A 25,969-nucleotide genomic window follows, 5' to 3' on the forward strand; every position below is an offset into this window, starting at 1 on the left:
GCAGCATAGGTGATTGACCGCGGCCCGCCGCGGGTAGACGCTTGTCCCGCCTGCAACCTGGAAGGGGAATCGCATGAAGGGTGGACTCGGAAAGCTGGCCTGGGCGGTACTCGCGCTGCTCGGTGCGTTCTGCCTCGGAACGATCGCCCTGCGTCGCGGCGAACCCATCAACGCGCTTTGGATCGTCGTCGCCGCGGTCTCGATCTACCTCGTGGCATACCGCTTCTATGCGCGCTTCATCGGCGACAGGGTGTTCGCTCTGGACGCCAGCCGCGCCACGCCGGCGATGCTCAACAATGATGGCCTCGACTACGTGCCCACCAACAAGCACGTGCTGTTCGGCCATCACTTCGCAGCGATCGCCGGCGCCGGCCCGCTGGTCGGCCCGGTACTGGCGGCGCAGATGGGCTACCTGCCCGGGACGCTGTGGCTGATCATCGGCGTGGTGCTTGCCGGCGCGGTGCAGGACTTCATGGTGCTGGTGGTGTCCAGCCGCCGCGATGCACGTTCGCTCGGCGACCTGGTGCGCGAGGAGATGGGCCAGGTGCCCGGCACCATCGCGCTGTTCGGCGCCTTCCTGATCATGATCATCATCCTGGCGGTGCTGGCCATGATCGTGGTGAAAGCCTTGGCCGAGAGTCCCTGGGGCATGTTCACCGTGATCGCGACGATGCCGATCGCGATCTTCATGGGCATCTACATGCGCTACCTCCGGCCCGGCAGGGTCGGCGAGATCTCGGTGATCGGGCTGGTGCTGCTGGTGGCGGCGATCTGGTACGGCGGCCAAGTCGCCGCGCACCCGACCTGGGGCCCGGCCTTCACCTTCACCGGCATCCAGATCACCTGGATGCTGATCGGCTACGGCTTCGTGGCGGCGGTGCTGCCGGTATGGCTGCTGTTGGCACCGCGCGACTACCTGTCCACCTTCCTGAAGATCGGCGTGATCCTGGGCCTGGCGGTCGGCATCCTGATCGTGATGCCCGAGCTGCGCATGCCCGCGCTGACCCAGTTCACCGACGGCACCGGCCCGGTGTGGAAGGGCTCGATGTTTCCCTTCCTGTTCATCACCATCGCCTGCGGCGCGGTGTCGGGCTTCCACGCGCTGATCGCGTCGGGCACCACGCCCAAGCTGATGGCCAACGAGCGCCACGCGCCCTACCTGGGTTACGGCGGCATGCTGATGGAATCGTTCGTGGCGATCATGGCCATGGTCGCGGCCTCGATCATCGACCCGGGCGTGTACTTCGCCATGAACAGCCCGGCGGCGATCATCGGCACCGACCCGGCCGCGGTCGCGCAGGTCGTGTCGAGCTGGGGCTTCGTGGTCACGCCGGACGTGCTGGTCCAGACCGCCAGCGACGTCGGCGAGGCTTCGATCATCTCCCGCGCCGGCGGCGCGCCGACGCTGGCGGTGGGCATCGCCCAGATCTTCCACGCGGTGATCCCGGGCGATGGGATGATGGCGTTCTGGTACCACTTCGCGATCCTGTTCGAGGCGCTGTTCATCCTCACTGCGGTCGACGCCGGCACCCGCGCCGGGCGCTTCATGCTGCAGGACCTGCTCGGCAATTTCGTGCCGGTCATGCGCAGGACCGACGCGTGGGTGCCCAACCTGCTCGCCACCGCGGGCTGCGTGGCGCTGTGGGGCTACTTCCTCTACCAGGGCGTCACCGACCCGCTGGGCGGCATCAACATGCTGTGGCCGCTGTTCGGCATCGCCAACCAGATGCTGGCCGGCATCGCACTGATGCTGTGCACGGTGGTGCTGTTCAAGATGAAGAAGGACCGCTACGCCTGGGTGTCGATCGTGCCCACGGTGTGGCTGCTGCTCTGCACGCTCAGCGCAGGCTGGATCAAGATCTTCGACGGCAATCCGGGCGTGGGCTTCATGGCCCAGGCCAACAAGTACCGCGCGGCGCTCGATGCGGGCGAACTGATCGCGCCGTCGAAGGACTTCGGCGGCATGCAGCAGATCATGATCAACAACTACGTCAACGCGGGGCTGACGGCGCTCTTCATGTTCGTGGTGCTGGCGGTGCTGTTCTACTCGGTGCTCGCGGTCCGCAAGGCGCGCGCCAACCCGGTGCGCAGCGATCGCGAGACGCCCTACGTCGCGCTGACCGAAGAACAGCAGAAGGTCTGGCTCTGATGGCCGGGCAGCTGGTCACGCTGGACGACTTCGCCACGCACAGGCGCGTGTGGCGGAGGATGGTGCAGACCGCCCGGCTGTGCTGCGGGATCCCGGACTACGACAACTACGTGCGCCACGTGCTGGAGAAACACCCGGATCGGGAGCCGATGGACTACCCGACCTTCTTCCGCGAGCGCCAGGAGGCCCGCTACGGCGGGCGCGGGGGGTTCCGCTGCTGCTGAGGCCGGCCGTCTCCAAGCGCGGCCAGCGAAGCGATGGCCGCGAGCAGCAGCAGCGGGAACGCCGGCTGCAGGTAGTCGATGCGGATTGCCGCGAACGCCGACATGTCCACCAGCACCAGCAGGCCGACGCGCGCGGCCACCAGGCACCAGGCCGACGCCGCCAGCGCCTGCAGCGGTGAAAGCCACAGGCGGCCCGCCGCACGCAGCATGTTCCAGGCGAAGGCCAACAGGCCTGCGGCGACCAGCCACGGCAGGATCCGCGCATGGATTTCCCAGACGACATGCCTCGCTGCGCGCGGCCAGGCCTCCTCGCGCGCCGCCAGGGGGATGCCCGTGGACATCGCATCGATGTTCAAGGTTCCCGACCCCAGGCGTGACGACGTGGGCGTCGCCGCGAACGACGTGAGCGGCACTTCGCCTGGACCGGCGGTGGACTGGAATGCGCAGCCCTCGATGGCCGGCGCGGCCAGGTCGAAGCGGTTCATGCCCGCGCCCGGGTCCTGGAAGTGCCGGGCGACGTCGGGGCTTGGCCTGCGCTCCACGGCCACGCGTGCGTCGGGCGCCGCGCAGCGCAGCACCAGCCATTCCGTGGGCGCGCCATGGAACCATCCGCCCACCCGCACGCCCAGGGCCCCGGGTGGATCGCGCACCGGCGGCTCGCCGACGAAGCGCCACATCGCCCCGGCATGGCCGACGGCCGTGTCGCTCGGCGGCTGGCCGCCGCCTACGCCCTGCCAGGCAAGCAGCGCCGCCGCCGTGCCGATGCGCCCCGGAACGGTCTTCCACTGCGCCTGGTCCACAGGCGGGATGCTGGCGACAAGCGGGCTCGTGCACGCCAGCGTCCCGACGCCGCAGGCGGCGCCGATCTCATCGGCCACACGGCGGAAATACGCGTCGGCCGCGGGTGCGGACCGGTATTCACCGATGGACGCGGCGGCTGCGCGCAGCACCCACAGGAACCGTCCGCCGCTGTAGTCGATGCAGGCGTCCGGTGCCTGCCGGCAGGCATCGCCGCCGCGCCGCGCCGGGTCCTCGAGGTAGGAACGCAGGCGCGCGAACGAGGGACTCGCACCGTAGACCGCTTCCCGCACCGGCCCCGGCACGGGCACGTATGGCACCGGCGGCCCCACGCGCACGCGGTGCAGCGCCGAGAGGGTGTCGCGGTAAGGCGAGGCACGGGTGTCGACCGTGGTGAACACGCCGTAGCTGGCCAGGTTGATGCCCGCCAACAGCGACATCCATGCGGCGAATCCGAGCCCGACGAGCGCGATGCCGATTCCGTTACGCCGTCGTTCCCCGGCACTGCGCCAGCCCGTCGCGACATGGGCCAGGAGCAGCAGCGCGAAGCCGGGCACCACCCACACCGCATCCTCGCGCGTGGACCACAGCCATCCGCACGCCAGTCCGGCCAGCACCGCCCAGCGCAAGCCGCGGCGGGCCCGTCGCGGCGCGTACATGAAGAGCAGCAGGCAGGCGAGCGCGAGCATGACCTGGGCGCCGCCGATGTTGTCGCGGATCACGCGGTTCCAGCCCAGTGCCGCCGGCTGCCACTGCAGGGCGACCACCAGCAGCGTCGACAGCTGCGGACGCCCGCACATGCGGTGCACCGCGACGCCAAGCAGCAGGCACGCGAGACAATGGAGCACCGCCTGCATCGTCGTGCCCGGCAGGCCCAAGGCGTGGCTTGCGGCGAGGAACAGCGGATAGCCCGGGCCCTTGATGAGGGTCATCTGGTCGAACGCGCCGAGCCACTGGCCGGCGGCAATGCTCTCGGCCCGCTGCCAGAACCATGCGTCGTCGTGGCCCGCGCCGGCCAGGATCGACACCGGCAGGTGGTGGACCAGGGTGATGAACAGGAGCGATGACGCCGCGACGACCGCGGCCAATGCCCACCCCCGCTTCGCGTCGATGCCGGCCCCGACCGTCACCCGTCCGCCCTCACTGCCGCTGTCCCGCCACCGATGCCGGTCGGGGACGGTGCGCGACCAGCAGCAGGTTGCTCGGCCAGCCCAGCAGCGAGACGCTGTCGATCTCCCATGCCGGCAGCCTGGCCTGCGCACATGCCTCGGCGAGCTCGCGCCGCCCCATGAGGTTGAGGTTTTCCTCCAGCGACAGCGCGTGGTGCCCGAGCCGCCGCAGCAGCGCCCGGAACCAGGGCCTTGGCAGCCAGTGCAAAAGCGGCAGCACGGTGTGGAACTCGACAGGGAACCAGCGGTTGGGCGTGGTCAGGAACATGCCCTTCCTGCTCACCCGGTGCAGTTCGGCGATGAACCTGGCCTGCTCGGCCGCCGAACCCACGTGCTCCAGGACCGCGCTGGAATGCACCCAGTCGAAGCTTGCGTCGGGAAATGGCAGGTCCTTGCCGTCGCCGCGCACGAAGCGCATGCCCGGGTACACCTCTTCCAGGAACGAGGCATCGTCGAGGCCGCAGGCGGTGATCGTGTCCTTGCGCGGGTGCCATGCCTCCAGGTAGTTGGACGCGAGCTGCTCGCGGTCGCTGGTGACGCCGACATCGAGGATCCGGTCATCGTCGGCCACGCCGGCGGCGATGAAGCGCGCATACATCCGGCGCCGCATGAAGGTGGAGACGCGATCGGTGGCTCCCCCGCCACGGGCGGCGTTGTACTGCGCGCCGATGCCGCGCGGGCCGCTCACCTCGCGGCGTCCGGCAGTCGCAGCGCCTCCAGGAAGAACGCGGCCAGGCCGACCTGGCCGCCGACGCCCATAAGCGTGACCGACGGAATCACCCAGCGCATGGTGGTGCTGGGGTCCAGCACGCCGAAGTCGCGCTCGGCCCACAGGTACACCGCGTAAAGCGACATCGCGACGCCGGCGAGGAACATCAGCAGCGCCGCGACCAGGCAGCGCTCCAGCGTGAAGGCCGCCAGCAGTCCCCTGCGGCGGCCATCGGCCGGCAGCCAGCCATGGCGGATTCCCATCGAGGTGGTGAGCACGGCGAACAGCACCATCTGCACGCCCAGCACGATCGCCGCGCCGGCATAGGACAGGGTGTGCACGTCGAGGTTCAGGCCGCCGATCTCCACGCTGCTCACGCCGATCACAGCCATGGCCGCCATGCCCACGGCCGCCAGCGCCGCGCCGGGCAGCAGGAACAGCCAGCGCGGGCTGTGGACCAGCAGGAAGCGCAGGTGCCGCCATCCGTCGCGCCAGGTGCGCAGGTGCGGCGCCCGGGACCGCCCGTCGGGCTGCAGGGTGGTCGGCACCTCGCTGATGCGGTAGCCGGCGAGCGACGCCTTCACCACCATCTCGCTGGCGAATTCCATGCCGCGCCCCGCAAGCCCGAGCGCAAGGAACCGGTCGCGATCGAAGCCGCGCAGGCCACAGTGGAAATCGCCCACCTTGACGCCGAAGAACAGCCGCCCGAGGAAGCTCAGCACGGGATTGCCGAGGTACCTGTGCAGGAAGGGCATGGCGTCCTTCGCGATGCCGCCGCGGAAGCGGTTGCCGATCACCAGGTCGCTGCCGCCGCGAAGGCCTTCGACGAACGGCATGATCCGCGAAAAGTCGTAGGAGTCGTCGGCGTCGCCCATCACCACGAAGCGGCCGCGCGCATGTGCGATCCCGGCCAGGAGCGCGGCGCCATAGCCGCGCTCGGGAACCTCGACCACGCGCGCGCCCTCGGCGAGCGCGATCTCGCGGGAACCGTCGACGCTGCCGTTGTCCGCCACCAGCACTTCGCCCTGCACGCCGGAGCCCGCCAGGAAGGCCTGCGCCTTGCGGACGCAGGTGGCCAGGGTTTCCGCCTCGTCGAGGCAGGGCATGAGGATGGTGAGCTCGAGCCCGGGCCCCGCCGCGGCCATGCCTGGCGCCGTCGTGGCGGGCCCGGTGCTCATGCCCCGGCCATCACCCGCAGGACCTGGCCGATGCCATAGGCGATCACGGTGCCCGTGGCGTAGCCCACCGTGCCCAGCAGCACGCCTACCGGCGCGAGCGTGGGATGGAAGGCGGCCGCCACCACCGGCGCGGACGCCGCGGCGCCGATGTTGCCCTGCGAGCCCACAGCAAAATAGAACAGCGGCGCGCGCACCAGCTTCGCCGCCGCCACCAGCACGATGATGTGCACCGACATCCAGATCAGGCCGATCACCACCAGCTCCAGGCGCTCGGCGAGCTTGAAGAAGTCCATCTGCATGCCGATGCAGGCGATCAGGAAGTAGAGGAACACCGTGCCCATCTTCGACGCGCCGGCGTTCTCCAGCCGCCGCATCGGCGTGAAGCTGAGCAGCAGGCCGCCCAGCGTGGACAGCACGATCACCCAGACGAAGGGCGCGTCGAGGCTGAACTGGCTGGACCATGGTGCGTTGGCCTTGAACCAGGCCGAGGCCGGGTCGGCGACGAAATGCGCCAGGCCGACCAGGCCGAAGGCCACGCCCACGATCACCATCAGGTCGGTGAGCGACGGGATGCGGGAATTGGCGGCCTCGTAGGCCGAAATGCGGTCCTTCATCTCGTCGATGGCGCGCGTGTCGGCGCCGGTGCGGGCGTCGATCTGCGGGGCGCGGTTGGCCAGGAACAGCAGCGTGGCCAGCCACAGGCTGGCGATGGCGACGTCGACCACGGCGAACTGGCCGAACAGGGTTGCGTCGACCTCGTAGATCTCGCGGATCGCCACCATGTTGGCGCCGCCGCCGATCCAGCTGCCCGACATCGCGGCCATGCCCTTCCAGGTGTCGCCGGCCACGGCCTCCGGCCAGAACCACTCCATCAGCTGGAAACTGGTGAAGGCACCCAGGGCGATGCCCAGGGTGCCGGCGCAGAATACGAACAGCAGCCGCGGCCCGAGCTTGAGGACGCCCTTGAGGTCGATCGACAGCGTCAGCAGCACCAGGGCCGCCGGCAGCAATACGCGACTGGCAACCGGGTTATAGAGCGCGCTGCTTTCGCCATCGATCAGCCCGGCCGTGTTGTAGATCGCAGGCACGAAGTAGCAAAGCAGGAGCGCCGGCACCCATGCGAAGAACTTCTTCCAGAACGGGGTCGGCCCCGAGGCCAGCCAGAAGATCAGCCCCAGCGACGAGGCGATCAGGCCGAACACCACGATGTCGTTGGTGATCAGCGGCGCGACGGTATCGATCGCATCGGCGGCGCCGAGCGGATCCAGGGCGTCGATGGCGGCGGCTTCGGCGGAGGCGCCGGGCGCGGTGGAGGCAGGGGCCATCGGCAGGTTCCTGTCGGTCATGGAGGCGCAGCGATGGCTGCGGCCAGGATAGGTGGATGCAGGATGACGCGCGGCCGGCAGGGAGCCGGCCGCGCGCGGGTGCGCTTACCGGCCGATGTGCTGCTTCAGCCAGGCGTTGACGGTGTCGTGCCAGAGGATGCTGTTCTGCGGCTTGAGCACCCAGTGGTTCTCGTCGGGGAAGTACAGCAGCTTCGACTCGATGCCCCGGCGCTGCAGCGCGGTGAACGCGGACAGGCCCTGGTCCACCGGCACGCGGTAGTCCTTCTCGCCCTGCACCACCAGCATCGGCACCTTCCACTTCGACACGTGGTTGACCGGGTTGAACTTCTCGTAGGCCTCCGGGTTGTCGTACGGCGTGCCGCCGTTCTCCCACTCGGTGAACCACAGCTCCTCGGTCACGTAGCCCATCGAGCGGGTGTCGAACACGCCGTCGTGGTTGACCAGGCACTTGAACGGCGCGTTGCCCTGGCGGTCGAACCAGTTGCCGGCCAGCCAGTTGATCATGTAGCCGCCGTAGCTGGCGCCAAGCGCGCAGGCGCGGTCGCCGTCCAGGTAGTCGTACTTTTCCTGCGCGGCCGCCCAGCCCTTCTGCAGGTCGACCAGCGGCGCATCGCCCCAGTTGCCGGTGATTGCATCGGTGAAGTCCTGGCCGTAGCCGGTGGAGCCGTGGAAGTCGATCATCACCACCGCATAGCCCTGGCCGGCATAGGTCTGCGGGTTCCAGCGGTAGCTCCAGCCGTTGCCGAAGCTGCCCTGCGGGCCGCCGTGGATCAGGAAGGCCACCGGATACTCGCGGCCCTCCTCGAAGTTCCAGGGCTTGACCACGTAGCCGTGCACGGTGGCGTCGTCCGCACCCTTGAAGCTGAACTGTTCGTAGGCGCCGAAGTCGACCCCGGGCAGGCGCTCGGACGCGGTCGGGGTGATCGCGCGCTGGCCCTGGCCGTCAAGCGAGGCCGTGTAGATGACATCGCCGGTGTCGAGCGCGTTGCGGCTGAAGACCAGGCTGTCACCGGCGATTTCGAACGCGGACACGCTGCCGCCATCGACCAGGCGCGTGACCCCGCCGCTCGCGATGTCGACGGTGAACAGCGGGTATTCGCCGGTGTCCTGCGCCGCCACGTACAGCGTGCGGCCGTCGGGCGACGGCGTGATGCTGCTGGGCGAACGGTCCCAGTCGGGCGCGATTTCCCGGCGCTCGCCGCTGGCGAGGTCCAGCGCCATCAGTGCATGGCGGTCGGCCTCGAAGCCGGGGCGCGCCATGGCGCGGTAGAACAGGGTGTCGCCGTCGGCGCTGAACACCGGGCCGGCGTCCCAGGCCTTGTTGTCTGCAGTCAGGTTGACTGGCGCCGCGGAACCCGCGGCGTCCAGGCGGAAGAGGTCGTAGTTGGTCGACCAGGCCTCTTCGCGGCCGGCCACGTTCACGCTGGCCACGATGCTTGCGCCGTCCGGTGCCCAGGCGTAATCACCGGCGCCGCCGAACGGCTTGCCAGGCACGTCGCCGTCGAGTGCGCCGCTCACCGCGGTGGCGGCGGCCACCGGCTTGCCGTTGCCGCCCGGCAGGCTGGCGACGAAGAGGCGGTTGCGGCGGCCATCGGCCCAGGTGTCCCAGTGGCGGACGAACAGCTGGTCGTAGACCACGCCGGTGGCCTTCGACGCGTTGCGTTCGTCCAGTCGCGCGCTGGTGCAGGCGAAGTCCGCGCCACAGTCGCCGAAGGTGTCGGCACTGAACGCGATGCGGCTGCCGTCGGGCGAGACGTGGTAAGTGCCGACATCGGCTTCGAACGCGGTCAGCTGGCGCGGCTCGCCGCCGGCCAGCGGGATCGCGTACAGCTGCTGCGAGCCGTTCTTCGCGCTGAGGAAGTAGACCGTGGCGCCATCCGGCGAGAACGAGGGCGAATTGACGTTCCAGCCCTCCGGCGTGAGCCGGTGCGGCGGCGCCAGGTCGCGGGTCACCAGGTTGCGCGCGTACAGGGCGGAAGACGCGCTGTTGGCTTCGAGGTCGACCGTGCGCTGCGCGAATACCAGATGCCTGCCGTCCGGCGACAGCGTCGGCGATGACACGCGCTCCATGGCGGCAAGGTCGCGCGCCTCGAGGCCGCGGGCATCGGCGACCGCGGGCAGCGCGGCGAACAGGCACAGGCTCAACAGGGCGATGCGCGGCATGGATCGGGACTCCGGACGGAAAGGCCCGATGGTAGGGGCCGGCGGCGGCGGGCGCAAAGGGCGGTGCAGCCGCGGGCCGCGCGCGCGGGGCCCCGGCGTGCCTCAGCGGGGACCCTGCTCCACCGGCGCCGCCGTGGTGTCCTGCCGGGCACCGCTGCGGTACAGCAGCCAGCCGACCACGGCCAGCACGGCCAGGCCCACCAGCTGGTTGAAGTGCAGGTACGCCGGCAGCGCCAGCACGTCGGCGCGCTTGCTGACCACGATCGGCACGGCGATGGCGATGCCCATCAGCGCCTCGCCGGTGATCAGGCCCGCGGCGAACAGCGTGCCCGGGCGGTGGATGCGGTCACGGGCGGCTTCGTCATCGCGATCGATGCGGTGCCTGCGCTCGACCAGGTGCGCCAGCAGGCCGCCGACGAAGATCGGCACCATCAGCTCCAGCGGCAGGTAGATGCCGATGGCGGCCGCCAGCACCGGCACCCGGAAGGCCGAGCCTCGCGCCTTCAGCCATTCGTCGAAGGCGATGATGGCCGCGCCGACGCCCGCGCCGATCGCGATCATCGTCCACGGCAGGTCGCCGCCGAACATGCCCTTGGCGACTGAGGCCATGAGCGTCGCCTGCGGTGCCGCCAGCGAGTTCGGCTGCTCCGGCGTCGGCGGGCCGATGCCATAGGCCTGGGCCAGCAGGTTCAGCACCGGCGCCATGATCAGCGCACAGGAGAAGGCGCCGATGGCCAGCATCAGCTGCTGTTTCCACGGTGTCGCGCCAACGATGTAGCCGGCCTTCAGGTCCTGGAGGTTGTCGCCGCCGACGGCGGCGGCGCAGCAGACCACCGCGCCGATCATGATCGCGGCGACCGCGCCGATCGGCGATTCGCGCCCGAGCAGCAGCACCAGCACCACCGAGGCGAACAGGATGGTGGCGATGGTGATGCCTGAGACAGGATTGTTCGACGAACCGACCAGGCCGGCCAGGTAGGCCGACACCGACACGAACAGGAAGCCGGCGACGATCATGATGATCGTCATCAGGATGCCGATCGCCCACGGGTTGCCGACCGCGGGATCCGACGAGACGATCGCGTGGTACAGGACGGCCAGCGGCAGCACGAAGGCCACCAGCGCCACCAGCATCCACTTCATCGGCAGGTCGCGATCGGTGTCCGCGACCATCTCGCCGCTGCCCTTGCGCGCGGCGGCGATGCCGCTCCTCACGCCCGACAGCAGCGACCTGCGCAGCGAGAACAGCGTCCAGATGCCGCCGATCAGCATCGCGCCGACGCCGAGGTAGCGGATCTGCGTGGACCAGATCGCGCCGGCGGCGTCGGCCGCGGGCGCGCCGGCGATCGACGCCGCCAGCGCCGGCTCGCTGCCCAGGAAGAACGCGTGGTAGACCGGGATCGCGATATGCCACGACAGGATGCTGCCCGACAGCACCACGATGCCGATGTTGAGCCCCACGATATAGCCCACGCCCAGCAGCGCCGGCGACAGGTTGGTGCCCAGGTAGCCCAGGTACTTGCCGAGGAAGCCCGAGGCGACCGCGTTGTCCGGGATCATGCGCATGCCGCTCTGCGCGGCGAGCTTGACCAGGGCGCCGATGGCCGCGGCCAGGGCGAGGATCTTCAGCCCCGGGCCGGGGTTCTCGCCGGCCTTCAGGACCTCGGCGGCCGCCTTGCCCTCGGGGAACGGCAGCGGGTCCTCGACGATCATCGTGCGCCGCAGCGGCACCGAGAACAGCACGCCCAGCAGGCCGCCGAGGCCCGCGATCGCCAGCACCCAGGAATAGCGGAAGTCGTCCCAGTAGCCGAGGATCACCAGCGCCGGGATCGTGAAGATCACGCCGGCGGCGATCGAGGAGCCGGCCGATGCGCCGGTCTGCACGATGTTGTTCTCGAGAATGGTGCCGCCGCCCAGCAGGCGCAGCACCCCCATCGACACCACCGCCGCCGGGATGGCGGTGGCGATGGTCAGGCCTGCGAACAGGCCGAGGTAGGCGTTGGCCGCCGACAGCACCACCGCGAGGATGATCGCCAGCAGGACCGCGCGGATGGTGAGTTGGGGCACGGCCCCGATGCGGCTTGCCTTGTTCATCGACGCCACCCCCATTCCGCCGCGGAGGCGGACACGCTAATGGCTGGAGCCATGGCGTGTCCAGCGGTCCGTGGGCGCGGCCTGCCGGGGGCCGCGTGCCCTGCCGGAGGCGCGGCGGCGGCCCTAGTTTGCGGCGGTCATCGGCGGCGCCGCGGTGGCGCCGCCCAGGTGCTCGCCGAGGAAGGCGAGCAGCCGGGTGTAGTACTCGCGGCGGTTCGCCTCGACGTAGAACCCGTGGCCCTCGGTGTCGTAGTACAGGGTCTGCACCGGCACGCCCGCGGCCACCAACGCCTTCTCCATGCGGTGGCTGTGCTCGATCGGCGCCACTTCGTCCTCGCCGCCCGCGGCCAGGAACACGGGCACCCTGATGCGGTCGGCGATGCGGTTGGGCGACGCCGCGGCCAGCGCCGCCGCATCCTCGCCCACCCATTCCTTCGACCACTTGCCCAGGCGCCTGCTCTGGCGGCCGGTGTTGGCCTGCATCATCGGCAGGTCGTACACGCCGACATAGCCCGACGCGCACCTGTACAGCGAAGGCTCCCTGGCCGCGCCCATCAGCGCGGCGTAGGCGCCGTAGCTGCCGCCGTGGATGCACACGCGGCGCCCGTCGGCGATGCCCTGCGAAACTACCCAGCGGGTGGCATCGGTCAGGTCGTCCTGCATCTGGCCGCCCCACTCGCGCGCACCCGCCTGCTGGTAGCTGCGGCCATGGTTTCCGGAGCCGCGGAAGTTCAGGCGCAGCACCGCATAGCCCGCGGCCGAAAGCAGCTGCGTGTCGACATCGAAGAACCAGCCCTCGTAGACGCCGTAGGGGCCGCCGTGCGGCATCACCACCATCGGCAGGTCCTTGCCGGTCGAGCCGTGCGGGATGCTGACATAGCCCGTCAGCTGCAGCCCGTCGCGCGCCGCCAGGGTGATCGGGCGGACCTCCGCCATGCGCTCGGGGTCGATCCAGGCGCGGCGGCTCAGCACGTGTGCGGCACTCTTCCGCTCGGTGTCGAACAGGTAGTAGTCACCGGGATTGCGGTCGCTGGCGACCTGCACCAGGGTCAGCTTGCCATCCCTGGTCTGCGAGGTGACCAGCGGCGACTGCCCGGGAAACGCAGCCTCCAGGCTGCGGTACTGGCGGGCATCGCTCGAGGCTTCGTCGAAGAACGCGGTGCGCGCCTTGCCGTCATGGTAGAGGGCGCCAACCGGCGTGCCGTCGATGGTGCTGCGGATGATCGCCGACGGATCGCGGTCGTCGTCGCCCAGCACGTCCTTGCGTTCGCCGCTTTCCACGTCGTAGGCCACGATGACATCCGGGCCCTGCGCGCGCTCGGACTGCAGGTAGAGGGTGCGGTTGTCGGCCGAGAAGCCGATCGGGGAGTCCACGCGGTTGCTGATCGCCTCGTTGTTGACCAGGGTCCACTCGTCGCCCCTGCCCTTGCGCAGGTACAGGCGCCAGGCGTTGTCGGTATGGAAGCCGTGCGCGACCCGCACCTCGCCGGCGTGGTCGGTGAGGAACCTGGCGTTGCGCACGGGCGCGCGCGCCACCGTGGTGCGGCGCCCGGTGCGGATGTTCATCCGGTCGACGCGCGTGAAGGGATCCTTGGTGAAGGGTTCCACCGAAACCAGGACCTCTGTCTCGCTGTCGCGCAGGGTATCCACCAGGAACGCCGCGACGCGCTCCATCTTCTTCGGCTTGATGTGGCTGCCGGTGGTCATCACCCTCAGGCTCTGGCCGACCAGGATCTCGGTGCTGCCGGTGACGCTGGTGGCGTACAGGTCGCCGGTGGCCTGGGGTTCGTCGAGCTGGCCGATCTTCTCGGCGCCGCTGAACAGCACGTGGCCGTCGCTGACCCACCAGAAGTCTGCGACATGCTTGTTGCGGCCGAGGTTGGCGGTCGCGACCAGGGTGTTGTCGCTGCGGCGCAGGATCGCAAGGCCGGTGCTGTCGGCCAGCGGCACGGCGGCGGCGAAGTAGTCGCCGGTCGGCGAGATCTTGATCTGGGTGAAGCTGTCAGGCTTGACGAAGGCGTCGACGTCGAGGCCGGCCGCGATGGCCACGGGCATCGACGAGGCGACCAGCAGGGCAGCCCCGATGCAGGCGGCCTTGGCGAGTCGGAACATGGTTTTCCCCTTGTGTCGGACCACGCGCGCAACCGGCGCGCTGGCGGCCGTGCTCCCCACGGCGTCCGCATATGGTCCCGCACTCAGGCCGCGCTTGCCACCATCCGGTCCAGCACGGCGTCCAGCGCGTTGCGCCACTCCGGAAGTTCGACCCCGAACGCGGCGCTGAACGACGCGGTGTCCAGGCATGACCACGCGGGCCGCCGGGCCGGCGTCGGATAGTCGGCCGTGGTGATCGCGGTGACCCGCGGCATGGACTGCAGCAGGCCGCGGGCGTGCGCGCCGGCCACGATCGCTTCCGCGAATCCGTGCCAGCTGGTCTGGCCGGTCGCGGTGAGGTGGTAGAGGCCGCCGCGTGGCCCGTCGCCCGCCTGCAGCGCGGCGGCCGTGGCCGCGGCGATCAGCCGCGCCGGCGTGGGCGTGCCCACCTGGTCGCCGACCACGCGCAGCTCGTCGCGCTCGGCGGCCAGCCGCAGCATGGTTCGCATGAAATTGTGGCCGTGGGCACCGTAGACCCAGGCGGTGCGCAGCACCAGGTGCCGGTCGCCCGCGGCGAGGACCGCGCGTTCGCCGGCCAGCTTGCTTTCCCCGTACACGCCGAGCGGCGAAGTGGGGTCGTCCTCGCGCCAGGGTCGCGTGGCGCTGCCGTCGAACACATAGTCCGTCGAGTAATGGACCAGGCGCATGCCGCCACGCGCACAGGCCTCGGCCAGCACGCCGGGGGCTTCGGCATTGGCACGGAAGGCGATCGCGGGCTCCTGCTCGGCACGGTCCACGGCGGTATATGCCGCCGCGTTCACCACGATGTCCGGCGCAAGCCGCGCGAGCAGCCGCGGCAGGGAGGCCGGATCGTCGAGGTCCGCGCGCTCCGCCGGGGTGCCATCGCCAAGCGTGCCGCCACGCGTCGCGCACAGCACGTCGCCCAGCGGCGCCAGCGCGCTGCGCAGCGCATGACCGACCTGGCCGTTGGCGCCCAGCAGGAGCAGCCTCAAGGCGCGTAGACCGGTAGCCGGTCCTCGGGCACGTCGGCCAGGAACGGCGCACGCGTGTCCTTGTCCGACAGCGAGGGCGCCGCCACCGGCCAGTCGACGGCCAGCGTGGCGTCGTTCCAGCGGATGCCGGCATCGGCCTCGCGATCGTAGGTGGCGGTGCAAAGGTAGGTAAACACCGCGCGTTCGCTGAGCGTCACGAAGCCGTGCGCAAAGCCTTCCGGGATCCAGAAGTGGCGCTTGTTCTCGGCGCTCAGCACCACCGCCGTCCACTTGCCGAAGGTCGGCGAGCCGCGACGGATGTCGACGGCCACGTCCCAGACCTCGCCTTCGGTCACCGACACGAACTTGCCCTGCGGCTTCGGCCACTGGTAGTGCAGCCCGCGCAGCACGCCGCGCGAGGACGAGGACACGTTGCCCTGGACGAACGTCGGCGTGAGTCCGTGCCGGGCCAGCTTGTCGGCGTTGAAGGATTCGTAGAAGAAGCCGCGTTCGTCGCCGAACACCTGCGGCTCGAGTACCAGGCAGCCCGGCAGGCCGGTCTCCACGACTTTCATCGCACGACTCCGCGCTTGGCCAGGGACAGCAGGTACTGGCCGTAGCCGTTCTTGGCCAGCGGCGCGGCAAGGCGCTCCAGGTCCTCGTCGCCGATCCAGCCGTTGGACCAGGCGATCTCCTCGGGACAGCACACGCGCAGGCCCTGGCGGGCTTCGACGGTCTCGATGAAATTCGATGCCTCGATCAGCGACTGGTGGGTGCCGGTGTCGAGCCAGGCATAGCCGCGGCCCAGTTGCTCCAGGTGCAGGCTGCCCTCGTCGAGGTAGCAGCGGTTGAGGTCGGTGATCTCCAGCTCGCCGCGCGGCGAGGGCTTGAGCGAGGCGGCGAAGTCGCTGGCGCGGCCGTCGTAGAAGTACAAGCCGGTGACGGCGTAGTTCGAGCGCGGGTTGACGGGCTTCTCTTCCAGCCCGACCACTTTGCCTTCGGCGTCGAAGTCGGCCACGCCGTAGCGCTCCGGATCGCTCACCCAGTAGCCGAACACCGTGGCGCCATCCTGGCGGGCATCGGCGCGCTTGAGGATCTCGGTGAAGCCATGCCCGTGGAAGATGTTGTCGCCCAGCACCAGGCAGCTCGGCTTGCCGTCGACGAACTCGCGGCCGATCAGGTAGGCCTGCGCCAGCCCGTCCGGGCTCGGCTGCACCGCGTAGCGGATGTCCATGCCCCACTGCGAGCCGTCGCCCAGCAGCTGCTGGAACAGGGCCTGCTCGTGCGGGGTGTTGATGATCAGCACCTCGCGGATCCCGGCAAGCATCAGCGCGCTCAACGGGTAATAGATCATCGGCTTGTCGTACACCGGCAAGAGCTGCTTGCTGATGGCGCGGGTGATCGGATACAGCCGGGTGCCGGAGCCGCCGGCCAGGATGATGCCGCGGCGCGCGGTCATGCCGCGCCGCCGATGCGTTCAAGCCGGTAGCTGCCGTCGAGCACGCGCTGCACCCAGGGCTGGTTGGCCAGGTACCAGTCGACGGTCTCGGCAATGCCGCGCTCGAAGGTGTACTTCGGCTCCCAGCCCAGCTCGTCACGCAGCTTGGAGGCGTCGATTGCATAGCGGCGGTCGTGGCCCGGGCGGTCGGCGACGAAGGCGATCTGCGATTCGCGCGGCTGGCCATCCTCGCGCGGGCGGCGCTGGTCGAGCAGCGCGCAGATGGTCTTCACCACCTCGATGTTCTGCATCTCGGCGTTGCCGCCGACGTTGTAGGTCTCGCCCACGCGACCCTTGGCCAGCACGGTGCGGATCGCCTCGCAGTGGTCGGTGACGAACAGCCAGTCACGCACCTGTTTGCCGTCGCCATAGACCGGCAGCGGCTCACCGGCCAGGGCCTTGGCGATCACCAGCGGGACCAGCTTCTCGGGGAAGTGGTAGGGACCGTAGTTGTTCGAGCAGTTGGTGGTCAGCACCGGCAGCCCGTAGGTGTGGTGGAAGGCGCGCACCAGGTGGTCCGAGGCGGCCTTCGACGCCGAGTACGGCGAATTGGGCGCGTAGGGCGTGGTTTCGGTGAAGAGTCCCGTCTCGCCCAGCGTGCCGTAGACCTCGTCGGTGGAGACGTGCAGGAAGCGGAACGCGTCCTTGGCTTCGCCGTCCAGCGCCTTCCAGTAGTCGCGCACGGCCTCGAGCAGCGCCAGCGTGCCGACCACGTTGGTCTGCACGAAGGCCGCCGGGCCGTCGATCGAACGGTCGACGTGGCTCTCGGCGGCGAAGTTGATGACCGCATCAGGCCGGTGCTCGGCCAGCAGGCGCGCGACCAGCTCACCGTCGCCGATGTCACCCTGGACGAAGACGTGGTCGGGGTTGCCTTCCAGCGTGGACAGCGTGTCCAGGTTGCCGGCGTAGGTGAGCACGTCGAGGTTGACGACGCGCACGCCCGCGGCGACCGCTTCGAGCACGAAGTTGCCGCCAATGAAACCGGCACCGCCGGTGACTAGCCAAGTGGGCATGGTGGGGAAATCCTCCGGGAACTCCAGCCACCCCGGCCTGCTCCTGCGGCCGCGGACGATGGCTCGATCCGCCTAGGATAGCGGGCAGGCCCTGCCCGACCAAATCCGCGCCCGGCTCCGGGAGGCCTGCCTGCATGGCGCATGCCACCGGGCCCGGGATTGCCCGGGCGGACCGGGTCGGGCGCGGTTCAGAACGGGATGTCGTCGTCCGAAAAGCCACCATCGTCGAAGGGCTGCGCCGCCGGCACGGCCGCCGGCGCCTGCCGCGCGGGACCGGACGACTCACGCCCACGCTGGTAGTCCCCACCGCCGCCGCCACCACCGCCGCGCTGGTAATCCCCGCCACCGCCACCGCGCTGATAGTCACCGCCGCCACCGCCGCGCTGGCCTCCACCCTCGCCACCGCCGCCGAGCATCTGCATCTCGTCGGCGATGATGTCGGTGCTGTAGCGCTCGATGCCGTCCTTGCCGGTGTACTTGTCGGTTCGCAGCGATCCCTCGATATAGACCTGGCGACCCTTCTTCAGGTACTCGCCGGCGATTTCCGCCAGGCGGCCGAAGAACTTCACCCGGTGCCACTCGGTGCGCTCCTGCTGCTGGCCGGACTGCTTGTCCTTCCAGGCATCGGTGGTGGCCACGCTGATCGTGGTGATCGTGGTGCCGCTCTGGGTGTACTTGACGTCGGGATCGTTGCCGAGGTTGCCGACGAGGATGACCTTGTTGATTCCGCGGGCCATTGTCTTGGGTTCCTTGCGCTCTCCGCCGGGATTGGCAGAGGAAAAGGATGAGTATACCCGCCACCCCGTGGCCATCCGCCCGACGCCCGGCGCTCCGTCGGGCGAGTGCCGCCCGGCCCGTAGTCCGGCGCAGGACCCTATAATGACGGCCCCCAGAACCGCGCATGACATGGATCCGACCCCCCTGGCCGCCCCGCCACGCCCCGCCCTGCCCCTGCCGGACACCCAGGCCTTCGCGGCGTCCGACATGGCCGCGGTCGACGCCCTGATCCGCCGCCGCCTGGCGTCCGACGTGGTGCTGGTCAACCAGGTGGCCGAGCACATCGTCGCCGGTGGCGGCAAGCGCCTGCGGCCGATGCTGCTCCTGCTCGCCGCACGCGCGCTTGGCCACCAGGGCGCCGACGCGCACCAGCTGGCGGCAGTGGTCGAATTCATCCACACCTCCACGCTGCTGCACGACGACGTGGTCGACGAATCCGACCTGCGCCGTGGCCGCCGCACCGCCAACGCCGTGTTCGGCAACGCCGCCAGCGTCCTGGTCGGCGACTTCCTGTACTCGCGCAGCTTCCAGCTGATGGTCGAACTGGGCTCGATGCCGGTCCAGGAGATCCTGGCCGACACCACCAACCGCATCGCCGAGGGCGAGGTGCTGCAGCTGCTGCACGTGCGCAACCCGGACGTGGACGAGGCCGCCTACCTGAGCGTGATCGAGCGCAAGACCGCGATCCTGTTCGCCGCCGCCACCCGGCTGGGCGCACTCCTGGCTGGCGCCGACGAGAAGGTGCAGCAGCGCCTGCACGACTTCGGCCTCAACCTGGGCATCGCCTTCCAGATCGCCGACGACGTGCTGGACTACAGCGCCGACGAGGCCGCGCTCGGCAAGCACCTGGGCGATGACCTCGCCGAAGGCAAGATGACGCTGCCGCTGATCCACGCCATGGCGCACGCCGACGATGGCCTTCGCGCGCGCCTGCGCACGATCGTCGAGGAAGGCGACGTGGACGCGTTGGACGAGGCGATCGGCGCGATCCGGACCAGCGGCGGCCTGGAATACAGCATCGGCCGCGCGCGCGAATACGCCGCCCTGGCGGAAACCGCGCTCGACGGGCTTGGCGACAACCAGGCCATCGCGGCCCTGCGCGGGCTGGTGAGGCACGCAGTGGACCGCGGCGCCTAGGAATCCCGGCAAGGGATTTGCCGGCGCAGGCCCTGTGGGAGCGCCTACAGCCGCGATCGATGTGTCCGGGCTTCAGCGAGGATTCGACGAGGCGATGCCGAGTCCCGCGATCGCCGCGATCGCATCCGGATCGAAGCCGCCGAGTCGCGCGAAGTCGCGACCGCGTTCGACGTAGTCGCGGTAAGGGCCGAAGCTTGGCGCGCCCGGCGACAGCAGGATGACGTCGCCGCTGGCCGGCCGTCGGCTCGCGGCGAGCGCCGCGCGCGCCGCGTCAATCGCGCCGGCCAGATCGACGGCTTCGCGCAGGTCGAAGCCGACCTCGCCCGCCACCGGCGCCAGCAGCTCATGGATGCGCGGCCCGTTGCGCCCCATCGTCACCACCGCCGCGGGCGCATGGCTGCGCATCATCGAAGCGAAGTCCGACCAGTCCAGTCCGCGGTCGTGTCCGCCGACCAGCAGCGCCACGCGACGATCCCGATAGACCTCCATCGCAGCCAGGCTCGCGTGCGGCGTGGTGCTGATCGAATCATTGACCCAGGTGGCGCCATCGCGCACGCCAAGCACCTGCAGCCGGTGCGGCAACGGACGGAAGCCGCGCGCCGCCGGCGCCAGCGCCACGGCGTCGTGCCCCAGCGCCTCGATCGCCGCGAGCGCCGCGCACAGGTTGCCGCGGTTGTGGCGTCCCGGCAGCGGCACGTCGCGGGTGTCGAACAGGGCCTCGCCGCCGCGATGCAGCACGTCGCCGCGCAGGTGCCAGCCCTCTTCGCGCCCGTACCAGCGCACTTCGGTATCGGGGTGCAGCCGGGCGCCCAGCGCCGCCAGCCGCGGGTCGGCGGCGTTGAGCACGGCGATGCGCGGTCGCGCACGCGTCACCAGCGCCAGCTTGTCCTCGATGTAGCGGTCCTCGCTGCCATGCCAGTCCAGGTGCTCGGGGAAGATGTTGGTCACCACCGCCACGTCCGGGCGCACGCCGCCGCCGGCGACGTCGCCGGTCTGGTAGCTCGACAGTTCGATCGCCCAGGCCTCGGCGGCGTCGTCCAGCAGTTCCAGCAGCGGCAGGCCGATGTTGCCGGCAAGCGCGGTGCGCACGCCGCCCGCGCGCAGCAGATGGGCCAGCAGCGCGGTGGTGGTGCTCTTGCCCTTGGTGCCGGTGACGCAGGCAACGCCGCGCGCCACCGCGCCCGCGTCCGCGCGCTCGCCGAACCACAGCGCGGTACCGCCGATGAAGGCGGTCCCGGCGTGCGCGGCAAGCATCGCCTCGGGCCGGTAGGGACTGATGCCCGGCGATTTCACCACCACGTCGAAGGCGGAGAGGCGGCCGGCGCCGGCGTCGGTTTCGACCGTCAGCAGCCCGTCACCGAGCGCGTCCGCCGACGCGGCCTCTTCGGCGCTGCAGAACAGCGTCAGCGCCTGCGCCGGAAGCCGGGCGCGCAGCGCATGCCAGGCGGCGCGACCTTCGCGCCCCCAGCCCCACAGCGCGACCCGGCGGCCCTCAAGCTGCGAAATACGCATGCAGCCGGCTCCAGACCGCGTCGGGAATACCGTGTTCCGGGTCGGGCACCAGCAGCGGCGCGATCGCCAGCTCACCGGCGTCGATCTGCGGCAGGATCTCGCGGCCGAAACGCTGCACGACCGCGTCCTCGCGCCACTCCGGGCGCGCCGCCAGCGCCGCCATCGCCGCGCGCGATTCACGCGCCTCGCCCACGCATTCGAAGGGTTTGTGGTCGCGGTACTCCATCAGTGCGTCATAGCCCGGGATCTGCGCCGGGTCATCGAGCAGGTTACGGCCGAGGATGCCGACCAGGCGCGGCTTGGGCATGAACGGCGCCAGCGCCAGGAACACGAAATGACACTTCGGGCAGACCCCGCACCAGCGGCTGGTGGGACGCTCGCCCAGCAGGTGGAAGTTGCGGTTGCAGCTCGAGAACCAGGCGTCATAGCGGTCGCTGCGCGCGAACTGGCGCGCCACCGCCAGCTCCGAGAGCGGGCGCAGCAACGAGTAGTAGCCGAGGTCGGCCGCGACGTGCCGCTTGAGGTGACCGGCAAAGGCCTGCTCGAAGGCCCAGCCCTTGGACCACTGGTGGTTCACCTCGCCCGTGCCCTCGATCAGGCTGCCATAGCTTGCCGAGCGCTCGTTGGAGAACACCACCTGGTCCACGCCCAGCACCACCGCGGCCAGGGCCAGGATCGCCGAGTTGATGGCGGTGACCGGGATGTGGCCGTTGTACGCGCCCTGGCGGTTGTACTCGAACAGTTCCGCCGCAAGCTGGCGCTGGATGTTGAGCGTCGGCAGGCCGGTGCGTTCGGCGCAGGCGCGGATCAGCTGCGAGCCGCCGATCCAGGACACCGTCTGGTCGATGCCGGCGGCGCGCAGGGCCTCGATGGACACGAGCGAATCCTTGCCGCCGCCGATGGCGACCAGGGCGTGGCGGCGGAGTCCCAGCGCCGGTGCGTCGGCTTCGCCATCGGCGCTTCGGGCATCGTCCGCCGCCCGCCGCGGGAAGCGGATCCGGCCATGGAGGTCGAGCCCGTTCCGGTACGCGAACTCGCCGAGGCCCTGCAGGTAGATCTCGTCAAGCAGCGTCGCAGTGTCGCCATCGATGGCGTATCCGTCGATGCGGATGTCCTCCGGGACCGCCGCCTTGTAATAGCTCACGCCGGCGACCAGGTGCAGCAGGCGAAGCGCCTGCGTGACCGCTTCCATCCGCGCGCCTTCGAGCACGAACGGCGCGCCCGGCACGACCACCGTCTCCACCAGTTCCGGCCCGTTGTCGAACGCGTAAGCAAGCCGCGCGACGCCGGTGCCGGGATCGAAGCTGCAGTCGACGAAGCGGAAACATGCCACCGCCCCGCGATCGAACACGATGCTCATTCCCTGCTCTCCGTGTGCGCGCCTTCCGGGAGCGCGCTTTCCAGGGGCGCGCTTTCCAGGGGCACGCTTTCCAGGAGCACGCTTTCAGCCGGCAGCGCGCGCAGGTTGTAGGTATTGGCCATGGTCATGCCGTAGGCGCCGGCATCGGCGACCAGCAGCACGTCGCCCGGCGCGGTCTCGCGCGGCAGCGGCCGCTGGTGGCCGAGCACGTCGCCGGATTCGCAGATCGGGCCCACGACGTCGAAGGCCAGGGTGTCCTCGCCCTCCGGCCGCGACAGGTTGTGGATGTCGTGCCAGGCCTCGTACAGCGCCGGCCGCATCAGCACGTTCATGCCGGCGTCGGCACCCACGCGGCGCACGCCGCCCTTCTCCACCACCTGGGTGGCGGTCAGCAGCAGCACGCCGGATTCGGCGACCAGGAAGCGTCCAGGCTCGATCGCCAGGCGATAGCCGGGATAGGCCGCCTTCACTTCGGCAAGGCCCGCGGCCCAGGCATCGAGGTCGAAGGGCTCGTCGTCCGCGCGGTAGGGGATCGGCAGCCCGCCGCCGATGTCGATGGTGTCGATGCTGCCGATGCGCTCGGCGATCCCGCCCAGCGCGTCGCAGACCTCGCGCCAGTGGTCGGGCGTGTCGACGCCGCTGCCCAGGTGCGCATGCAGGCCGGTGATGCGCACGTCGATCCGGCGCGCCGCGGCGACGAACTCCTCGAGCCGGTCGACCTGCAGCCCGAACTTGGACGCCAGCCCCCCGGTGCGCACCTTCTCGTGGTGACCTTCGCCGCGGCCCAGGTCCACGCGCAGCCACAGCGCGCGCCCGCGGAACACGTCGGGCCGGCCCTCCAGCGCCTCGACGTTGTCCAGGGTCACCGTGGCGCCGCGCTCGAACGCCAGCGCGTATTCGTCCATGGGCGCGAAGCTCGGCGTGAACAGAACCCGCGCCGGATCGAGCTCCGGCAGCACCGAGAACACGTGCGCGATCTCGCCGGCGGACACGCATTCCAGGCCGAAGCCTTCCTCCACCAGCAGCCGCAGGATGGCCGGGTGCGGATTGGCCTTGATCGCATAGAAGCGGCGGTCGACGGCGGCCACCGCCGCCAGCTGGCGGGCACGGGTGCGCACCGTGGCAAGGTCGTAGGCGTAGCGCGGCGTGCCTTCGGCGGCCAGCGCAAGCAGCGCGTCGCGGCGCCCATGCCACCACGGCGCCGGGCGCCGGCGCAGGCCGCCCTGGATCTCGCGCCAGCGCGGGCCGAACACGTCGGCTTCGCGCACGGGCATCGCGCCGCTGGCGATGAGTTCATCGTGGAGTTCCTGCATGAGTCCCTCTGCGTCGGCTTCGTCGATGACGAAGGTCAGGTTGAGATCGTTGGACGACTGCGAAATCAGGTGCACCCGTTCGCGGCCGAAGGTGGCCCAGACATCGGACAGTTTGTGCAGCAGCGAGCGCATGCCGCGCCCGACCAGGGTGATCGACGCGCAGGGCGCGATCACCTTCAGCCGGCAGCTGCGGGCAAGGTCCGCGGACAGGCGCTCGAGCACGTCGGTGCTGACCAGGTTTTCGCTGGGATCGAGCGACACGGTGACGTTGGTTTCCGACGAGCCGATCAGGTCCACCGACAGGCCGTGGCGGCGGAAGCATTCGAAGATGTCGGCCAGGAAGCCCACCTGCTGCCACATGCCGATGGTTTCCATCGACACCAGGACCACGCCGTCGCGGCGGCTGATGGCCTTGACGCCGGGCACGGTGTCGGCGCCGCCGTCGATGCGCGTGCCCGGGAGTTCCGGGCGCGCGGTGTCCAGGATCGCCATCGGCACGCCGGCGTCGCGGCAGGGCTTGATCGCGCGCGGATGCAGCACCTTGGCGCCGGTGGTGCAGATTTCCTGCGCCTCCGCGTAGTCCAGCCGCGCCAGCAGGCGCGCGTCCGGGACTTCGCGCGGATTGGCGCTGAACATCCCCGGCACGTCGGTCCAGATCTCGACGCGTTCGGCCCCCAGCAGCGCGCCGAAACAGCCCGCCGATGTGTCGGAGCCGCCGCGGCCCAGGATGGCCGTGCCGCCGTCCTCGTGGCGGGCGATGAAGCCCTGGGTGAGCACCATGGCGGTGGGCTGCGCGTCGAAGCGCGGGCGCCAGGTGCCACCGACCTCGCGGCGGCAGGACACCGACAGCCGGCGCGCCCAGTCGTTCTGGTTGGGCAGCGACTCCGCCTGCAGCCAGTCGCGCGCATCGCACCAGCCGAAGTCCAGTCCCTGGGCACGCAGGTAGGCCGCGCCCAGCGTGGACGACAGAAGTTCGCCCTGGGCCAGCAGTTCGGCCTGCCATGCCAGCGGGCGACTGGCGGCGCGCGGCTCGGCGACCAGGGTGCGCAGGGCATCCAGCCGCGCCCCGACCGCCGCATCCGGGTCAAGCCCCAGCGCCACCGCGAAGGCACGGTGCCGCTCCACCAGGTCGTCCAGCCGAACACGGGCGTCGGCCGCGCCGTCCGCGATCGCCGCGAGCTCGTTGGTGACGCCGGACAGCGCCGAAACCACCACCAGCACGCGGCGGCCGCCTGCGGCGCGCGACGCGGCAAGGCGTCCGATGGTGTCCCAGCGCTCGCGCTGCGACACCGAAGTACCGCCGAACTTGAGCACGATCCAGCGGGCGGATTCGGGAAAGGTGGTCATGGCGGGAGGCGTGGGCACAGCCTGCGATTCTAGCCGCGTGCATGGTCCCGGCGCTGCCCGGCCGGCGCCCGCCGGACGCCTGGCGAGCCCCTGGCGTCGGCCGCGGACCATCCCGTCGCGGGCGCCGCGGCTACACTGGCGCGCCCGCGCTGGAGATCCCGATGACCGCACGTCCCTACGTCCAGCTGGACGTGTTCTCCGACCGCGCCGGCGCGGGCAACCCGCTGGCCGTCATTCCCGACGCCGGCGACATCAACGACGCCACCATGCAGGCGATCGCACGCTGGACGCGGCTGCCGGAAACCACCTTCGTCTTTCCCTCGCCCACCGCATCGGCCGACTACGCCGTGCGCATCTTCAGCCCGCGCCGCGAGGTTCCCTTTGCCGGCCATCCCAGCGTCGGCACCGCGCACGTGCTGCTGGACCGTGGCCTGGTCACGCCGCGCGACGGCATCCTGGTCCAGTCCTGCGCGGTCGGCGAACTGCCGCTGCGCGTGGATGGCGAAGGTGCGTCGCGCACGGTCGCGGTGCGCACGCCGCGCGCGAGCGTGGTCGAAGTCGCCGGCGCCGACGATCCGCGCCTGCGCGATGCGCTTGCCGGCCTCGTCACAGGGGCGCTGCCCCCGGTGCTGATGGACGGCGGCCGCCGCTGGTGGCTGGCCGAGCTGCGCGACGAAGCCGAACTGCGTTCGGCAACGCCCGACTGGGCCGCTATCACGGCCCTGGCCGAAGCCACCGGGACCATGGGCCTGTGCGCGTTCGCGCGCAGCGAGGACCCGGTCTACTACCTCGCCGTCCGCGCTTGGGTGGGCTCGCCGGCGCCGTTCGAGGACGCTGCATCCGGCGCGGCGAACGCGACGCTCGCCGCATGGCTGGCCGAGCGCGACGCCCTGCCCGGCGAAGACGGCTTCTACCGGATCAGCCAGGGCCGCGAAGTCGGCCACGACGCCATCATCGAACTGCGCGTCGACGCCGAAGGCGAAGTCTGGTCCGGCGGCCGTGCGCGCAGCATCGTCAGCGGCAGCATCGACTGGTAGGCCCGCCGCCCCTGGGGGAGTCGCGCCTGTGGAGCCCACTTGTGGAAGGGGAGCCGCTTTTG

At 70.5% G+C, this 25,969-nt stretch carries 18 protein-coding genes and 1 pseudogene; 4 read left to right on the forward strand and 15 right to left on the reverse strand.

All coding sequences use genetic code 11. The annotated features are described in order from the left end of the window. Nucleotides 1–73: 73 nt before the first annotated feature. Together WCE39_RS02065 and WCE39_RS02070 are read left to right on the forward strand one after the other, a co-directional pair. Nucleotides 74–2,149 carry a carbon starvation CstA family protein gene (locus tag WCE39_RS02065; RefSeq protein ID WP_343275057.1) on the forward strand — a complete coding sequence of 692 codons (2,076 nt, stop codon included), beginning with the start codon at nucleotides 74–76 and terminating at the stop codon, nucleotides 2,147–2,149. After that, nucleotides 2,149–2,373 carry a YbdD/YjiX family protein gene (locus WCE39_RS02070; protein WP_343275058.1) on the forward strand — a complete coding sequence of 75 codons (225 nt, stop codon included), beginning with the start codon at nucleotides 2,149–2,151 and terminating at the stop codon, nucleotides 2,371–2,373. Before WCE39_RS02065 ends, WCE39_RS02070 begins: the two co-directional genes overlap by 1 nt. Here the strand turns inward: WCE39_RS02070 and WCE39_RS02075 are convergent. The 12 genes from WCE39_RS02075 to ssb form a co-directional block, all read right to left on the reverse strand. Next, on the reverse strand, nucleotides 2,340–4,259 hold the full coding sequence (locus WCE39_RS02075; protein ID WP_343275059.1) for a hypothetical protein: 1,920 nt from the start codon (nucleotides 4,257–4,259) through the stop codon (nucleotides 2,340–2,342). The two genes, WCE39_RS02070 and WCE39_RS02075, sit on opposite strands and share 34 nt — an antisense overlap. A 52-nt stretch (nucleotides 4,260–4,311) precedes the next feature. Beyond that, complete coding sequence (locus WCE39_RS02080) at nucleotides 4,312–5,028, reverse strand: methyltransferase domain-containing protein (protein WP_343275060.1); 717 nt, start codon at nucleotides 5,026–5,028, stop codon at nucleotides 4,312–4,314. Beyond that, nucleotides 5,025–6,227, reverse strand: coding sequence for a glycosyltransferase family 2 protein (locus tag WCE39_RS02085; RefSeq protein WP_343275061.1), 1,203 nt, complete (start codon nucleotides 6,225–6,227; stop codon nucleotides 5,025–5,027). The genes WCE39_RS02080 and WCE39_RS02085 overlap by 4 nt, the downstream gene beginning before the upstream one ends. Next, nucleotides 6,224–7,450 carry a DUF819 family protein gene (locus WCE39_RS02090; RefSeq protein ID WP_449283949.1) on the reverse strand — a complete coding sequence of 409 codons (1,227 nt, stop codon included), beginning with the start codon at nucleotides 7,448–7,450 and terminating at the stop codon, nucleotides 6,224–6,226. Before WCE39_RS02090 ends, WCE39_RS02085 begins: the two co-directional genes overlap by 4 nt. Nucleotides 7,451–7,657: 207 nt before the next feature. Beyond that, entirely contained in the window at nucleotides 7,658–9,736 is a 2,079-nt protein-coding gene (locus WCE39_RS02095) for a dipeptidyl-peptidase 5 (RefSeq protein WP_343275062.1), read from the reverse strand. Nucleotides 9,737–9,838: 102 nt separating this feature from the next. Further along, on the reverse strand, nucleotides 9,839–11,830 hold the full coding sequence (locus WCE39_RS02100) for an OPT family oligopeptide transporter (protein ID WP_343275063.1): 1,992 nt from the start codon (nucleotides 11,828–11,830) through the stop codon (nucleotides 9,839–9,841). Between the two features lie 123 nt (nucleotides 11,831–11,953). Then, nucleotides 11,954–13,942: an alpha/beta hydrolase family protein gene (locus tag WCE39_RS02105; protein ID WP_343275064.1), complete on the reverse strand. Its 1,989-nt coding sequence runs from the start codon at nucleotides 13,940–13,942 to the stop codon at nucleotides 11,954–11,956. Between the two features lie 83 nt (nucleotides 13,943–14,025). Next, nucleotides 14,026–14,934 carry a dTDP-4-dehydrorhamnose reductase gene (rfbD, locus tag WCE39_RS02110; protein ID WP_343275065.1) on the reverse strand — a complete coding sequence of 303 codons (909 nt, stop codon included), beginning with the start codon at nucleotides 14,932–14,934 and terminating at the stop codon, nucleotides 14,026–14,028. Continuing rightward, nucleotides 14,931–15,488 carry a dTDP-4-dehydrorhamnose 3,5-epimerase gene (gene rfbC / locus WCE39_RS02115; RefSeq protein ID WP_343275066.1) on the reverse strand — a complete coding sequence of 186 codons (558 nt, stop codon included), beginning with the start codon at nucleotides 15,486–15,488 and terminating at the stop codon, nucleotides 14,931–14,933. The genes rfbD and rfbC overlap by 4 nt, the downstream gene beginning before the upstream one ends. After that, complete coding sequence (gene rfbA, locus WCE39_RS02120) at nucleotides 15,485–16,372, reverse strand: glucose-1-phosphate thymidylyltransferase RfbA (RefSeq protein ID WP_343275067.1); 888 nt, start codon at nucleotides 16,370–16,372, stop codon at nucleotides 15,485–15,487. The genes rfbC and rfbA overlap by 4 nt, the downstream gene beginning before the upstream one ends. Continuing rightward, complete coding sequence (gene rfbB / locus WCE39_RS02125) at nucleotides 16,369–17,424, reverse strand: dTDP-glucose 4,6-dehydratase (protein WP_343275068.1); 1,056 nt, start codon at nucleotides 17,422–17,424, stop codon at nucleotides 16,369–16,371. Before rfbB ends, rfbA begins: the two co-directional genes overlap by 4 nt. Nucleotides 17,425–17,612: 188 nt before the next feature. Further along, entirely contained in the window at nucleotides 17,613–18,161 is a 549-nt protein-coding gene (gene ssb / locus WCE39_RS02130) for a single-stranded DNA-binding protein (RefSeq protein WP_343275069.1), read from the reverse strand. Between the two features lie 169 nt (nucleotides 18,162–18,330). On the opposite strand from ssb, the gene WCE39_RS02135 reads away from it, so the two are divergent. Beyond that, the gene (locus tag WCE39_RS02135; protein ID WP_343275070.1) at nucleotides 18,331–19,338 is read left to right on the forward strand and encodes a polyprenyl synthetase family protein; all 1,008 of its coding nucleotides are present in this window, start codon (nucleotides 18,331–18,333) and stop codon (nucleotides 19,336–19,338) included. A gap of 72 nt (nucleotides 19,339–19,410) precedes the next feature. Here the strand turns inward: WCE39_RS02135 and murD are convergent, their stop codons facing one another. The 3 genes and pseudogenes from murD to WCE39_RS02150 form a co-directional block, all read right to left on the reverse strand. Continuing rightward, nucleotides 19,411–20,850, reverse strand: a complete 1,440-nt coding sequence (gene murD, locus WCE39_RS02140) for a UDP-N-acetylmuramoyl-L-alanine--D-glutamate ligase (protein ID WP_343275071.1) — start codon at nucleotides 20,848–20,850, stop codon at nucleotides 19,411–19,413. Next, nucleotides 20,831–22,210, reverse strand: a complete 1,380-nt coding sequence (murL, locus tag WCE39_RS02145; RefSeq protein WP_343275072.1) for a UDP-N-acetyl-alpha-D-muramoyl-L-alanyl-L-glutamate epimerase — start codon at nucleotides 22,208–22,210, stop codon at nucleotides 20,831–20,833. Before murL ends, murD begins: the two co-directional genes overlap by 20 nt. 74 nt (nucleotides 22,211–22,284) lie before the next feature. After that, a pseudogene (locus WCE39_RS02150) lies at nucleotides 22,285–24,870 on the reverse strand (bifunctional aspartate kinase/diaminopimelate decarboxylase); the annotation flags it as partial. Nucleotides 24,871–25,031: 161 nt separating this feature from the next. Here WCE39_RS02150 and WCE39_RS02155 point away from each other — a divergent pair. Beyond that, on the forward strand, nucleotides 25,032–25,907 hold the full coding sequence (locus WCE39_RS02155) for a PhzF family phenazine biosynthesis protein (RefSeq protein ID WP_343275073.1): 876 nt from the start codon (nucleotides 25,032–25,034) through the stop codon (nucleotides 25,905–25,907). Nucleotides 25,908–25,969: the final 62 nt, after the last annotated feature.

This window comes from Luteimonas yanweni (genome assembly GCF_039548475.1).
Taxonomy (GTDB): Bacteria; Pseudomonadota; Gammaproteobacteria; order Xanthomonadales; family Xanthomonadaceae; genus Luteimonas.

Bases quoted from the DNA above. Each gene is read 5' to 3' on its own strand.
- WCE39_RS02065 (WP_343275057.1), top strand. From the start codon at position 74: ATGAAGGGTGGACTCGGAAAGCTGGCCTGGGCGGTACTCGCGCTGCTC.
- WCE39_RS02070 (WP_343275058.1), top strand. From the start codon at position 2,149: ATGGCCGGGCAGCTGGTCACGCTGGACGACTTCGCCACGCACAGGCGC.
- WCE39_RS02085 (WP_343275061.1), bottom strand. From the start codon at position 6,227: ATGAGCACCGGGCCCGCCACGACGGCGCCAGGCATGGCCGCGGCGGGG.
- WCE39_RS02095 (WP_343275062.1), bottom strand. From the start codon at position 9,736: ATGCCGCGCATCGCCCTGTTGAGCCTGTGCCTGTTCGCCGCGCTGCCC.
- WCE39_RS02100 (WP_343275063.1), bottom strand. From the start codon at position 11,830: ATGAACAAGGCAAGCCGCATCGGGGCCGTGCCCCAACTCACCATCCGC.
- WCE39_RS02105 (WP_343275064.1), bottom strand. From the start codon at position 13,942: ATGTTCCGACTCGCCAAGGCCGCCTGCATCGGGGCTGCCCTGCTGGTC.
- rfbC (WP_343275066.1), bottom strand. From the start codon at position 15,488: ATGAAAGTCGTGGAGACCGGCCTGCCGGGCTGCCTGGTACTCGAGCCG.
- rfbA (WP_343275067.1), bottom strand. From the start codon at position 16,372: ATGACCGCGCGCCGCGGCATCATCCTGGCCGGCGGCTCCGGCACCCGG.
- rfbB (WP_343275068.1), bottom strand. From the start codon at position 17,424: ATGCCCACTTGGCTAGTCACCGGCGGTGCCGGTTTCATTGGCGGCAAC.
- ssb (WP_343275069.1), bottom strand. From the start codon at position 18,161: ATGGCCCGCGGAATCAACAAGGTCATCCTCGTCGGCAACCTCGGCAAC.
- WCE39_RS02135 (WP_343275070.1), top strand. From the start codon at position 18,331: ATGGATCCGACCCCCCTGGCCGCCCCGCCACGCCCCGCCCTGCCCCTG.
- murD (WP_343275071.1), bottom strand. From the start codon at position 20,850: ATGCGTATTTCGCAGCTTGAGGGCCGCCGGGTCGCGCTGTGGGGCTGG.
- murL (WP_343275072.1), bottom strand. From the start codon at position 22,210: ATGAGCATCGTGTTCGATCGCGGGGCGGTGGCATGTTTCCGCTTCGTC.
- WCE39_RS02155 (WP_343275073.1), top strand. From the start codon at position 25,032: ATGACCGCACGTCCCTACGTCCAGCTGGACGTGTTCTCCGACCGCGCC.